The organism is Pigmentiphaga sp. MLSB6-MA01 (assembly GCF_058793475.1).
The window spans coordinates 1-11,817 of record NZ_JBXAFV010000014.1; the positions used below are offsets into that span (position 1 = coordinate 1).

General features: G+C 68.2%; 10 protein-coding genes, 1 other RNA gene and 1 pseudogene. 7 read left to right on the plus strand and 5 right to left on the minus strand.

Annotated features, from left to right (window positions below; translation table 11 throughout):
• The first annotated feature begins 235 nt into the window (after positions 1–235).
• Positions 236–1,368, plus strand: a pseudogene (locus AC1Q6E_RS21105) (PQQ-dependent sugar dehydrogenase).
• A gap of 78 nt (positions 1,369–1,446) precedes the next feature.
• Here AC1Q6E_RS21105 and AC1Q6E_RS21110 read toward each other — a convergent pair.
• Entirely contained in the window at positions 1,447–1,818 is a 372-nt protein-coding gene (locus AC1Q6E_RS21110; RefSeq protein ID WP_087841749.1) for an SWIB/MDM2 domain-containing protein, read from the minus strand.
• 255 nt (positions 1,819–2,073) lie between these two features.
• Between AC1Q6E_RS21110 and AC1Q6E_RS21115 the strand changes: the two genes are divergently transcribed.
• The 6 genes from AC1Q6E_RS21115 to AC1Q6E_RS21140 all read left to right on the plus strand — a co-directional run bounded on the left by AC1Q6E_RS21115 (position 2,074) and on the right by AC1Q6E_RS21140 (position 7,226).
• On the plus strand, positions 2,074–2,913 hold the full coding sequence (locus AC1Q6E_RS21115; protein WP_152792343.1) for a DUF3047 domain-containing protein: 840 nt from the start codon (positions 2,074–2,076) through the stop codon (positions 2,911–2,913).
• Between the two features lie 52 nt (positions 2,914–2,965).
• The gene (locus AC1Q6E_RS21120) at positions 2,966–4,159 is read left to right on the plus strand and encodes a M20 aminoacylase family protein (RefSeq protein ID WP_296556944.1); all 1,194 of its coding nucleotides are present in this window, start codon (positions 2,966–2,968) and stop codon (positions 4,157–4,159) included.
• Between the two features lie 165 nt (positions 4,160–4,324).
• Positions 4,325–5,380: a dihydroorotase gene (gene pyrC / locus AC1Q6E_RS21125; RefSeq protein WP_152798455.1), complete on the plus strand. Its 1,056-nt coding sequence runs from the start codon at positions 4,325–4,327 to the stop codon at positions 5,378–5,380.
• Complete coding sequence (locus AC1Q6E_RS21130; protein ID WP_152798456.1) at positions 5,362–6,192, plus strand: DUF3025 domain-containing protein; 831 nt, start codon at positions 5,362–5,364, stop codon at positions 6,190–6,192. Before pyrC ends, AC1Q6E_RS21130 begins: the two co-directional genes overlap by 19 nt.
• A gap of 11 nt (positions 6,193–6,203) precedes the next feature.
• Positions 6,204–6,615: RNase P RNA component class A (rnpB, locus tag AC1Q6E_RS21135), an RNA gene on the plus strand.
• 53 nt (positions 6,616–6,668) lie between these two features.
• A complete protein-coding gene (locus tag AC1Q6E_RS21140) occupies positions 6,669–7,226 on the plus strand; it encodes a LuxR C-terminal-related transcriptional regulator (protein WP_152798457.1) in 558 nt (185 codons plus the stop codon).
• Positions 7,227–7,236: 10 nt separating this feature from the next.
• Here the strand turns inward: AC1Q6E_RS21140 and AC1Q6E_RS21145 are convergent, their stop codons facing one another.
• From AC1Q6E_RS21145 to AC1Q6E_RS21160, 4 genes are read right to left on the minus strand one after another with little or no spacing between them, the layout of a single operon-like run.
• The gene (locus AC1Q6E_RS21145; RefSeq protein ID WP_492573466.1) at positions 7,237–8,214 is read right to left on the minus strand and encodes a fumarylacetoacetate hydrolase family protein; all 978 of its coding nucleotides are present in this window, start codon (positions 8,212–8,214) and stop codon (positions 7,237–7,239) included.
• Positions 8,211–9,224, minus strand: a complete 1,014-nt coding sequence (locus tag AC1Q6E_RS21150; protein WP_152798459.1) for an MBL fold metallo-hydrolase — start codon at positions 9,222–9,224, stop codon at positions 8,211–8,213. Before AC1Q6E_RS21150 ends, AC1Q6E_RS21145 begins: the two co-directional genes overlap by 4 nt.
• Before the next feature lie 51 nt (positions 9,225–9,275).
• Positions 9,276–10,253, minus strand: coding sequence for a Bug family tripartite tricarboxylate transporter substrate binding protein (locus tag AC1Q6E_RS21155; protein WP_492573467.1), 978 nt, complete (start codon positions 10,251–10,253; stop codon positions 9,276–9,278).
• Positions 10,250–11,809, minus strand: coding sequence for a class I adenylate-forming enzyme family protein (locus AC1Q6E_RS21160; protein ID WP_296556890.1), 1,560 nt, complete (start codon positions 11,807–11,809; stop codon positions 10,250–10,252). The genes AC1Q6E_RS21155 and AC1Q6E_RS21160 overlap by 4 nt, the downstream gene beginning before the upstream one ends.
• Positions 11,810–11,817 lie beyond the last annotated feature (8 nt).

Genomic DNA, 11,817 nt, shown 5'->3' on the forward strand with positions numbered 1-11,817 from the left:
GTGAAAGTAGGTCATCGTCAGGCTACCTTACCCTCAAAACCCCCGACCGGAATACCGGCCGGGGGTTTTGTCTTTCTGCCCCGCCACCGCTGACCGCGCTTGTCATGGCGACCGCTTGTCCAGGAGAGGGGAACGGCTGTCTCCTTTTCCCGGTCAAGAAAGGATCGCGGACAAGGAGAACGACATGAAAGCAGTGCGCTTGCTGGCGGGATGGATGGCGGCTCTTGGCATGGCAATGGCCACCACGGGGTGGGCCCAGCCCGCGAGGCCGGGCAAGGACGTGCCCATGACCCGCGCGGCATTGCCCGCCGGGGTGCAACTGTCGACCTGGGTGGACGGCCTGGAGCATCCCTGGGGATTGGCTCTGCTGCCCCAGGGCGGCGCGCTGGTCACCGAGCGTCCGGGGCGCTTGCGGGTGGTGTCCGCCCGCGGGGAGCTGTCAGCACCGGTCGCGGGTACGCCCAAGGTCGATGCGCGCGGCCAGGGCGGCCTGCTGGACGTGGTGCTGCACCCCGACTTCGCGCGCAATGGCCTGGTCTATCTGAGTTACGCCGAGGCCGGCGAAGGAGGCAACAGCACGGCCGTGGCTCGTGGCAGGCTGGTGCAGGATGCAGGCCAGTGGCGGTTTGCCGATTCCACGGTCGTTTCCGCCAGGCACCCAAGTTCGCCAGCACGCTGCACTTCGGTTCGCGCCTCGTCTTCGCGCGCGACGGCAAGCTGCTCATCACGCTGGGTGAACGTTCCAGCCGCCAGACGAGGCCGGACGCGCAAGGTTTGAACACGCATCACGGCAAGGTGGTGAGGATCAACGACGATGGCGGCGTGCCGCGCGACAATCCATTCGCTGGCGACAATCGCGCGTTGCCCGAGATCTGGTCGCTGGGACATCGCAATCCCCAGGGGGCTGCGCTGAATCCCCGCACCGGCGAACTGTGGATGGTCGAACACGGTCCCCAGGGCGGTGACGAGCTGAACGTCGTCCGGGCGGGCAAGAACTACGGTTGGCCCTTGTACACGTATGGCGAGGAGTACGGCGGCGGGCGTATCGGGCAGGAGGCATCGCCGCCCGGCTTCGAGGCGCCCTTGCACAGCTGGGTGCCGTCGGTGTCGCCGAGCGGGCTGGCGTTCTATACCAGCCAGGCCATTCCGTCGTGGACGGGCAGTCTGTTTACCGGAGCGCTGAGCGGACAGGCGCTGATACGCTTGCAACTGGACGGTGGGAAAGTGGTGCGCGAAGAGCGTCTGCTGACCGACCTGGGTGACCGGATTCGCGATGTCGTGATGGGGCCGGCGGGCGAACTGTATTTGCTGACCGACGCGAGGCAGGGGAAGATCCTGGTCCTGCGCGGCACGGGGGCCGGCACCTAGGCCGGGCGCGGCCGGAAAGGCGCCCGGACCGCGTCGGCCGGGCGCTGGCGGGAGCCCCGCTAAGCCGGGGCGACCTTTTTACTTCAGGTGCGCGTTGACGATCTTGGTCAGCTCGAACATGTCGACGCTGGGCTTGCCGAACAGCTCTTTGAGCTTGGCATCGCCGTTGATGTTGCGCTTGGCCTTGGGATCCTGCAGCTTGTGCTTCTTGATGTATTCCCAGATCTTGCGCGTGACTTCGGTGCGCGGCAGCGGGGCGGGGCCGATGATGGCGGCCAGCGTGGCGCTGGGGGTCATGGGCTTGAGGAAGGCTGCGTTGACTTTGCGGGGAGCCTTGGTCGCGGCCTTTTTGGCCGGAGCGGCCTTCTTGGCGGCCGGGGCTTTTTTAGCCGGAGCGGCTTTCTTGGCGGGCGCGGCTTTTTTCGCCGGCGCCTTCTTGGCTGTGGCCATGCTGTACTCCTAAAAAGGGGTTCAATCGTCAGATCGTAGGCAGGGCCACACCGCAGTGCGCGAGAGGCAGACTCCAGAACTGCGGAATAACCCCGCGAGCGCAGCATATCGCCTTGCTGGGCAAAGCCACAACAAAATTCCAACAGAAAGGGCGTTTCCCCGGGGTTTTCGACGGGGATGCAACGCTTGGGGGGGAGCGATGGCCGGTAGAATGGTCACATTGCCGTCTACGCCCCTGTCGGGATGTGCCCGCCGATGTCTGCATCTGTTCCGTTTCGTTTCCGGTCGTCCGGTTTTCTGCTGGCTTTCGCGACGCTGCTCGCGGGCTGTGCCGGTCCCGCCTCCCAGCGGGAAGACCTGGCGGAACCGGCGACGGGCGCCGCGGCGCTGATGCTGTCGCAGTCTCCATCGGCCGTGGGCGAGGCCCCGGCGGGATGGCGGCCCTGGATCATCCGGCCCGACAAGACCAAGACCCGCTACCAGGTCGCCCGCGCCAAGGTGGGCGGACAGGAGCGTCCGGTGCTGCATGCCGTGGCGGAGTCCGCCGCGAGCGGGATGTGGGTGCCGGTGAACCTGCCGGCCGCCCAGGTGCCCTATGTGCGCTGGTCCTGGCGCACCGACGCGATGATAGACCGCGCCGACAGTTCCCGCCCCGAGACCGAGGACGCGCCGGCGCGGCTGGTGCTGGCTTTCGACGGCGACTGGCGCAAGCTGCCGCTGCGGGACCAGATGCTGGCCGAGACCGCGCGCATGCTGCTGGGGCGCGAAGTGCCTTACGCCACCCTCATCTACACCTGGGATTCCGGCAAGCCGGTGGGCGCCAACCTGGCCAATGCCCACACGTCCCGCATCCGCCTGAAAGTGGTCGAGTCCGGTCCCGGGCGCACGGGCCGCTGGCTCGATTACGAGCGCAACTATGTGCAGGACTACATCGAGTTGTTCGGAGAAGCGCCCGGCACGCTGGTCGGCGTGGGGGTCATGACCGACACGGACAACACCCGAGGCTACGCCGAAAGCTGGTATGGCGACATTCAGCTTTTGACACCAAGTCGTACCGCGCTGGGGGAACTCCCGGACGGCCCGGTTATCGATTGACATTCGGGCCGCGGAGCGGCCGCAGGACCGGAGAGCAGGAATGGAAGCTGGGGTGGCGTTGCGTTCGCCGCTGGAAGCAATACGCAAGTTTCACGATGATCTGACGCTGCTGCGGCGCGACCTGCACGCGCATCCCGAGCTCGGATTCGAAGAGGTGCGCACCTCGGGTATCGTCGCCAAGGCGTTGGAGCTGCTGGGCGTGGAGGTGCACCGGGGCATAGGCAAGACCGGCCTGGTCGGCGTCATCCGGGGCCGGCGCTGCGACAGCGGTCGCATGATCGGCCTGCGGGCCGACATGGACGCGTTGCCGATGGCCGAGGACAACGCCTTCGAGCACCGTTCCAGCAAGCCGGGCCTGATGCACGGCTGCGGCCATGACGGCCACACCACCATCCTGCTGGGTGTGGCCCGCTATCTGTCCAGGACACGCAACTTCGACGGCACCGCGGTGCTGATCTTCCAACCGGCCGAGGAAGGACTGGGCGGGGCGCGCGCCATGATGGAAGATGGGCTGTTCGACATCTTTCCTTGTAACGAAATCTACGCGCTCCACAACTGGCCGGGGCTGCCGGCGGGCAAGGTCGGCATCAATCCCGGACCCATGATGGCCGCTTCGGACCGCTTCGAGATCGTGATCGAGGGCAAGGGCGGCCATGGCGCGCATCCCTACCAGACGATCGACCCGGTCGTGGTGGCGGGCCAGATCATCACGGCGACGCAGTCCATCGTCGCGCGCAACGTCAATCCGCTGGATTCCGCGGTGGTGTCGATCTGTTCCGTGCAGGCCGGCCATCCGGGCGCGATGAGCGTGATTCCGCGCGAGGCGCGCCTGGTGGGCACGGTCCGGACCTTCCGCCGCACGGTGCAGGAAATGGTCGAGACGCGGCTGCGGGACCTGTCCTCGTCGATCGCGGCCGCGTTCGGCGCCACCGCCACGCTCAAGTACGACCGCATCTATCCGGCCACCATCAACACGCCGCGGGAAGCCAACTTCGTGGCCGACGTGGCGACCGCGATGTTGGGCAGGGAGAACGTCATCCGCGACCTGACGCCGTCGATGGGAGCCGAGGATTTCTCGTTCATGCTGCAAGGACGGCCGGGGGCCTACTTCCGGCTGGGGCAGGGCGGGGCGGAACAGGGCTGCTTCCTGCACAGCAGCAACTACGATTTCAACGACGCGGTGATCCCCCTGGGCGCGGGCATCATGGCCTCGTTGGTCGAACGCAGCATGCCGGTCGTGGACTAGGCTGTCGCCTGCGTGCGAGGCGCCGGTTGGCGTGGGCAGGCGCCTGGGGCGCGAGGATTGGCGCCAGGCGCGGTTCGGGCCGTAAAATGAGGGCAACCGGGCCGGCGCGGGTGCGGCGTACGCGCCCGCGCCGGCCGATCCTCCGATACGCCCTTGGCCGCATCCATGACTACTTCCACGCTGACCATCACCCGCCCCGACGACTGGCACCTGCACCTGCGCGACGGCGAGGCGCTCGAAGCCGTCGCCGCGCACTCCGCGCGCCAGTTCGCCCGCGCCATCATCATGCCCAACCTGAAGCCGCCGGTCACCACCACGGCCCAGGCGCTGGCATACCGGGACCGCATCGTGGCGGCGCTCGGCAAGCGCGGCATCGGGCCGGATGCGTTCACGCCGCTGATGACGCTGTACCTGACCGACAATACGGCGCCCGAGGAAATCCGGCGTGCCCGCGAGTCGGGCGCGATCCAGGCGGTCAAGCTGTATCCGGCCGGCGCGACCACGAACTCGGATGCCGGCGTGACGGACCTGCTGGGCCGTTGCGCCAAGGTGCTGGAAGCCATGGAAAAGGCCGGCATGCCACTGCTGACCCATGGCGAGGCCACCGATCCCGCCATCGACGTGTTCGATCGCGAACAGGTCTTCATCGACCAAGTCATGATTCCCCTGCGCCGGGCCTTCCCGGCGCTGAAGGTGGTGTTCGAGCACATCACGACGGCCGACGCCGCGCAGTACGTGCGCGACGCCGAGGGCCCGATCGCGGCCACCCTCACGCCCCAGCACCTGCTGTACAACCGCAATGCCCTGTTCCAGGGCGGCATGCGCCCGCACTGGTACTGCCTGCCGGTGCTCAAGCGCGAGACGCATCGCCAGGCCCTGGTGGAGGCCGCCACCAGTGGGAACCCGCGCTTCTTCCTGGGCACCGACAGCGCGCCCCATGCGCGCGGGCTGAAGGAACACGCCTGCGGCTGCGCGGGCTGCTTCACGGGGCTGCATGCCATGGAGCTGTACGCCAAGGCTTTCGACGACGCGGGCAAGCTGGACGCGCTGGAAGCCTTCGCCAGCTTCCACGGACCCGACTTCTACGGGCTGCCGCGCAATACGGGCACGATCACGCTGGTGCGCGAGCCCTTCCGCATTCCCGACGAATTGTCGTTCGGCCAGCAGACCATCGTACCGCTGGCCAGCGGGGAGACCCTGCCATGGCGGGTCTCGATCTGACCCACATCGACTGGGGCCAGCCCTGGTTCGCCGGCATCGCCCACAAAGGCGAGATGCTGGCACCCACGGGCGACGAGCCCTTGTGCGACCGCCTGAACCGGCTGCTCACGGCGGGCGAGGGGGGCCACGGCGCACGCGGGCGCATGCGGGTGGCCTCGGGCAAGCCGCTGTTGTTCGCGCCCCAGTCCGACCTGCCCGAGGGCAGGGCCTATGAGGCGCACATCCACCAGACCGGGCGCATTCCCACGCGGGACAACCTGCACGATCTTTTCAACGGGCTGGCGTGGCTCGCGTTTCCGCAGACCAAGGCGCGGCTGAACGCGATGCAGGCGCGCACGCTGAAGAAGGCGCCCGCCGCCGAGGGCAGGGGACTCTTGCGGGATGCCGTGACGGTCTTCGACGAGAACGGGCTGGTGCTGGCCTGCTCCGGCGACGAACTGGCGCAGGCGCTGCGCCGCTTCGATTGGCGCACGCTGTTCGTCGAGCGCCGCACCGCGACACTGATGCAGACAGAGCCCTGGGCGGTCGGCCACGGGCTGCTGGAAAAGCTGGTGCGGCCCTACAAGGCCATCACCGCGCATACGCTGATCGTGCCGGTTGACGATTCCTATTTCCGCGCCTCGCCCACGCAGCGGCGGACCACCGTGGACCGGCTGGTGGCCGACTGGCTGGACAACTGGCCCTTCTTTACCGCGCGCGACCTGTGCCCGCTGCCGGTGCTGGGGCTGCCCGGCTGGTGGCCCGACAACACTTCGCCAGGGTTCTACGACGATTCCGAGGTTTTCCGCCCCGGCCGCACTCGTCAGCGGTAAAATAGCCGCGCAGAGCAGATCAGGCAGTCGCGGTGCCTTCGGGCATCGAGGAAGGTCCGGACTCCACAGGACAGGATGGCGGCTAACGGCCGTCCGGCGATCGCAGGGGCGCAAGCCCGGGCGCGAAGCCGAGGAACAGGGCCACAGAGACGAGTCTGCGGCGAGGGCGGACGCTGTCCGCACCGGTACGGCCACTCCGTACCGTTCGCACGGGCAACCGTGCGAGTCGTGGCAGGGTGAAACGCGGCAACCTCCATCCGGAGCAACACCAAATAGGCATGCGCGCGGCTTCGGCCGTACAGGGCGGTCCGCCCGAGCATGCGGGTAGGTGGCTAGAGCCGTCCGGCAACGGCCGGCCCAGAGGAATGACTGCCCGCGGGCGACGCCCGTGTACAGAATCCGGCCTATCGATCTGCTTTGCCTTGATTCTTTGCGCCTGGCCGTCCATCCGGGGCAAGCCCTTCGCCGCGAGCCCCATGACCGCAGCCCTGCCCACTCCCGCGGATCTTGCCTTCGAACTGGCCCCGGTCGGCCTGCTGGTGACGCGCGACCGCGTCATCGAGCGCTGCAACCGCGCGTTCGCCGGCATGTTCGGCTACAGCCGCCAGCAACTGGTGGGGCAGACCACCGAGATGCTGTATCCGTCCCATGCCGAGTACGAAGACATCGGCGCGCGCGGCGTGCGCAGCATGCTGGCCGAGGGCATCCACCGCGATGAACGCATCATGGTCCATCGCAACGGCGAGCTGTTCTGGTGCGCGGTGTCCGGCCAGCCGGTGGACCCGGCCCAACCCTATGCCTGCGCCATCTGGGTGTTCGAGGATTTGCGTCCGCGGCGCCCGGTGGGCATGGCGCTGACCCCGCGCGAGCGGGAGATCTCGGCGCAAATCCTGGCCGGACGGACCAGCAAGCAGATCGCCAGGGACCTCGCGCTGAGCCCGCGCACGGTCGAGACCTATCGCCTGCGCCTGATGCGCAAGCTCGAGGCCCGGACCGTGGGCGAGCTCATCTCCCGGCTGCTGGGGCTGCCTTAGCGTCCTGTCCCTAGACGGGGATGTGGATGGGGAAGGGCGGTGGCGACGGGACGTGCGGCGCGACGATGCGGTTGCGCAGCGTTCCCAGTCCGCTGACTTCCAGTTCCAGTATGTCGCCGTCCTTCAGGAAGCGGCCCAGTTCGTTGCCGCAGCCGCCGCCCACGGTTCCCGATCCCAGCACCTCGCCTGCGTACAGGGTCTCGTCGGACGAGACGTAGGCCAGGATGTCCAGGAAGGTATGGTGCATGTCCCGGGAGTTGCCGCGCGACCATTCCTCGCCGTTGACCCGGGTGATCATGGTCAGGGCCTGGGGATCGGCGATCTCGTCGGCGGTGACCAGCCAGGGACCCATGGCATTGCCTGTATCGAAGTCCTTGCCCTTGGCCGGGCCCAGGCCGCCCTGCATTTCGGTGTACTGGGCGTCGCGCGCCGAGAAATCGTTGAAGATGGTGTAGCCGAAGATGTGGGAGGCGGCCTCGGCCGCGGGGATGTTCTTGCCCCCGCGCGAGGTGACCATGCCGATCTCCAGTTCGTAGTCGATGACTTGCGAATACGCGGGCCAGTGCACGTCGGCGCCGTCGCCCACCACGCTGAAGGGATTGCCCTTGTAGTAGATGGGGCGCTCGTACCAGACGCGGGGCAGCTCGACCGAGGCCGGATCCAGCCGCTGCGTGCCGATGCCGAACAGATGGCGGTTGGCGCGCGATTGCCGGAAGTGCGTCTCGAAGCACAGGCAGTCGCGCAGGCGGCGCGGCTGGGGCAGCGGCGCCTGGCGGGCCACGGCCGATACCGCGTGGGTGGCGGTGGGGCGTTCCACCAGCCGGCGTGCGTGGTCGAGCGCCGCCGGCCCGGCGTCGATCAGGTCCAGCATGCTGCGGAAATAGGGCGCCGCGTCGGCCGCGGTGAAGTCCGAGATCGTGGTTTCGCCGGGCAGGAGCGCGCCGATGTGCGCCGCGCCGCCGGGAGCGAGGAAGGTGGTCAGTTTCATGAGTGGTTCCCGTCGCAGTGGTCGTGTCCGCAGGCGTGCGGCTTGCGCGCGAAATGGCGTTTACCCATCAGCGCCAGCATGTCCATGACGTTGGGCGCCGGGAGGGCGCCGCCCGAGATTTCGCGGTAGCAGGCGTAGACATTGACGCATAGCCGTTCGTCCTCGCCCCAGTTCGCCCAGCGGTCCATCGAAATGGCGTCCACCGCCTGCTCGAAGGACATGCCCGCCTCAAGGCAGCGGCGGGACTCGGCCAGCAGGTAGATCAGATAATCGCGGAATTCCCGCACGCCATCCTTGTCCGTGATCGGGCCATGGCCGGGCACGATGGTCTCGACGTCCCAGCCCAGCATCCGGTCGCAGGCGGCGATCCAGTTCGAGACCGGGCCGGTCCAGATGGCCGGATGGGCGCCGACGAACATGATGTCGCCGGTGAAAACGGTGCGGTCCTGCGGTACGTAGACCAGGACGTCGCCTCGGGTATGGGCCGGGCCGACTTCGATGAGCTGGACTTCCTTGTCGCCGACCTTGAGGTCCATGCGGTGGTCGAAGGTTTCGGTGGGCAGCGTCAGGCGGATGCCGCTGAAGTCGAATCGCGAACCGATCACCTCTTGCCAGAACTTGCCGGCCATGCCCATGCTCGGCCAGTCCTTCTGCCATCCGGCGTACTGTTCGGGCGGGCGGTGCTTCATGTCCTCCACGCAGCCGTTGGACGCGATGATGCGGGATCCCTCCAGCAACTGGTTGCCGAAAGTGTGGTCGCCGTTGCCGTGAGTGTTGACCAGGGCGCCGATCCGCTTCGCGGCGGGCACGGCGTCGCGCATGCTGGCCAGCATCTCGGAGGTCATGGGCAGGTCGAACAGCGTGTCGACCAGCAGCGATTCGCCTCCGTCGGAAATCAACCCGGCGTTGGACCAGCCCCAGCTGCCGTCGGGAACGAGGTAGGCGTGCAGACCGTTGCCCAGGTCGTGCAAGCCCTTGGTGAAGCGCCATTTGGCGGTCGAGGTCGTCATGTCGTCTCCTTCTGGTTGTTCTGCGTTCTATATGTATTCACTGGTGGAGGCTCAATCGAGCCGGATGTTGGCGTTGCGAATGACCGCGCCCCATTTGTCATAGTCGCGCCGCACGATGTCGCGCAGCTCGACGGGCGTGGATCCTACCGGCTCCAGGCTGGCGGTGGCCAGGCGCTGGCGCACGTCCGGCATGGCCAGCACGCGCGCGACGTCGGCGCTGATCTTGTCCACGACCTCGGGGGGCGTGCCCGCGGTGGCGAACAGGCCGTGCCAGGCGTCGGCCACGTAGCCGGGCACGGTCTCGCCCACGGTCGGCACGTCCGGGATGTTCTCGCTGCGCCTGGCCAGCGTCACCGCCAGCGGCCGGACCTTGCCGTCCCGGGCCGCGGCCACGCCATTGGTGTAGGGCTCCATGGCCAGGTCGATCTGTCCGCTGAGCAGTGCCAGCACCTTGTTCGTGTTCATGGGGACGTGCAGCATGCTGGTGCCGGTCATGCTGGTCAGCAGCTCCATCACGATATGGTTGCCCGAGCCGTTGCCGGCGGAGCCGTAGGTGAGCTTGCCGGGGTTCTTCTTGGCATAGGCGACCATCTCGGCGACGTTGTTGACGCCCAGGTCGCTCCTGGCCAGCAGCACGTAGCCCAGGTTCACCATGAGCGACACCGGCGCGAAGCTCTTGAAGGCGTCGTAGCCCAGCTTGCCGTACAAGTGGGGGTTGGCGCATAGTACCGAGTTGACGGTGTAGAGCAGGGTGTAGCCGTCGGGCTGGGCCTGGGCGACCGCGGTTGCGCCGATGGCGCCGCCGGCGCCCGGACGATTCTCGACGATCAAGGGCTGCCCCCAGATGTCCCCCAGCTTCTGGCCGACGATGCGCATGACCACGTCGGGCGAGGTGCCGGCGGCGAACGGGATGATGACTTTCACCGGGCGGGTGGGGAAGTTCTTCTCCGATCCGTGGGCGGGCCACGAGGCGGCCAGCGCCAGGGCCAGCGCGGCGCGGCCGGTCAAGCGTGCAACAGGGGTCTTCATGTCGTCTCCTTGGGGGGGGCAGGCTCGTTGCGGCCGCCGGCAAGCGCGGCCTTGAGCTCGGTTTTCAGAACCTTGCCGTAGTGGTTCTTGGGCAGTGCATCGACGAAACGGTAGCGCTTGGGGCGCTTGAAGCGCGCGATGCGGTCCAGGCACAGTCCGTCCAGCGCCGCCGGGTCCGGCGCCGCGCCGTCCCGGGGCACGACGAAGGCCACGACCTCTTCGCCCCATTCCGGGTCGGGGGCGCCGACCACCGCGACTTCGGACACGCCGGGATGGGCGAGCAGCACTTCCTCGATCTCGCGCGGATAGATATTCGAGCCACCCGAGATGATGACGTCCTTGGAGCGGTCCTTCAGCGTCAGGAAGCCTTCGCTGTCCAGCGCGCCCACGTCGCCGGTCCACAGCCAGCCGCCGCGCAGCGCCCGCGCGCTGGCTTCGGGGTCGCGCCAGTAGCCGGCCATGACCACGTCGCCGCGCACCTGGACCTCGCCGATCTCGCCGTCCGGCAGCGGTTCACCGCGTTCGTCGGCCACGCGCATCTCCACCTGCGACTGGGCATGGCCCACCGAGGCCAGGCGGTCCAGCCAGCGTGGGTGCCCGCGGTCGGCCAATTGCCGGCGCGACAGCGCCGTGATCGTCATGGGCGATTCGCCCTGGCCGTAGATCTGGACGTAGCGGTCGCCCATCACGGCCAGCCCCCGCCGGATGTCCTCGACATACATGGGGCCGCCGCCGTAGACGATGGTCTTGAAGCCGGAGGGGTCGGCGTCCGCCGACTCGACGTGGGCCACCAGCCGCTTGACCATGGTCGGGGCCGCGAACATCGACAGCCGGTCCACGCTGGCCGCCAGTCCGGCCAGCTCCGCGGGGTCGAAGCCGCCGGACTCCGGCACCACGTGGCGCGCCGCCGCGGCCATGTGGGGCAGGCTGTACAGTCCCGCGCCGTGGGACATGGGCGCGGCATAGACGGCGGCGTCGCCCGCGTCCACCGGATCGACGTCCGAGAAATAGCAGGCCGTCATGGCCAGCAGCATCCGGTTCGTCTGCATGACCCCCTTGGGGCGCCCGGTGGTACCCGAGGTGTAGAACAGCCAGGCGAGGTCTTCGGGGCGGCGCGGCGCGGGCGGCACGGGGATGGCGCCCAGGAGTTCCCGGTAGCCGGCCGTGCCGGTCTCGAACACGTGGCGGATCGCCGGCGCCTCGTCCAGCAGCGGCAGCAGGCCCGAGGCCAGTTCCGGGCTGGCGAACAGCGCGCCGGCCCCGGCATGTTCCAGGATGAACAGCGCCTCGCGTGGATGCAGCTTGGCATTGATGGGAACGATGGCCAGCCCGGCCCACCAGGCGCCGTACATGGCTTCCAGGTATTCCGGGCAATTGGCCATGAACAGCGCCACGCGGTCGCCGGGCACGAGGCCGTGGCCGCGCAGGGCGCCGGCGATGGCCGCCGCGCGCGCGGCAAGCCCCCGGTAATCGAGCAGCCGCGAGGCGCCGCGATAGAGGGCCGGGCGATCGCCATGAGTCCGCGCGGCGCGGACCAGCAACTGGACAACATTCATCGGGATCG

What these genes read in the sequence shown, in the direction of transcription:
- AC1Q6E_RS21145 (WP_492573466.1), bottom strand. Translation starts at nt 8,214, where the DNA reads ATGAAACTGACCACCTTCCTCGCTCCCGGCGGCGCGGCGCACATCGGC.
- AC1Q6E_RS21150 (WP_152798459.1), bottom strand. Translation starts at nt 9,224, where the DNA reads ATGACGACCTCGACCGCCAAATGGCGCTTCACCAAGGGCTTGCACGAC.
- AC1Q6E_RS21110 (WP_087841749.1), bottom strand. Translation starts at nt 1,818, where the DNA reads ATGGCCACAGCCAAGAAGGCGCCGGCGAAAAAAGCCGCGCCCGCCAAG.
- AC1Q6E_RS21155 (WP_492573467.1), bottom strand. Translation starts at nt 10,253, where the DNA reads ATGAAGACCCCTGTTGCACGCTTGACCGGCCGCGCCGCGCTGGCCCTG.
- AC1Q6E_RS21160 (WP_296556890.1), bottom strand. Translation starts at nt 11,809, where the DNA reads ATGAATGTTGTCCAGTTGCTGGTCCGCGCCGCGCGGACTCATGGCGAT.
- AC1Q6E_RS21130 (WP_152798456.1), top strand. Translation starts at nt 5,362, where the DNA reads ATGGCGGGTCTCGATCTGACCCACATCGACTGGGGCCAGCCCTGGTTC.
- pyrC (WP_152798455.1), top strand. Translation starts at nt 4,325, where the DNA reads ATGACTACTTCCACGCTGACCATCACCCGCCCCGACGACTGGCACCTG.
- AC1Q6E_RS21140 (WP_152798457.1), top strand. Translation starts at nt 6,669, where the DNA reads ATGACCGCAGCCCTGCCCACTCCCGCGGATCTTGCCTTCGAACTGGCC.
- AC1Q6E_RS21115 (WP_152792343.1), top strand. Translation starts at nt 2,074, where the DNA reads ATGTCTGCATCTGTTCCGTTTCGTTTCCGGTCGTCCGGTTTTCTGCTG.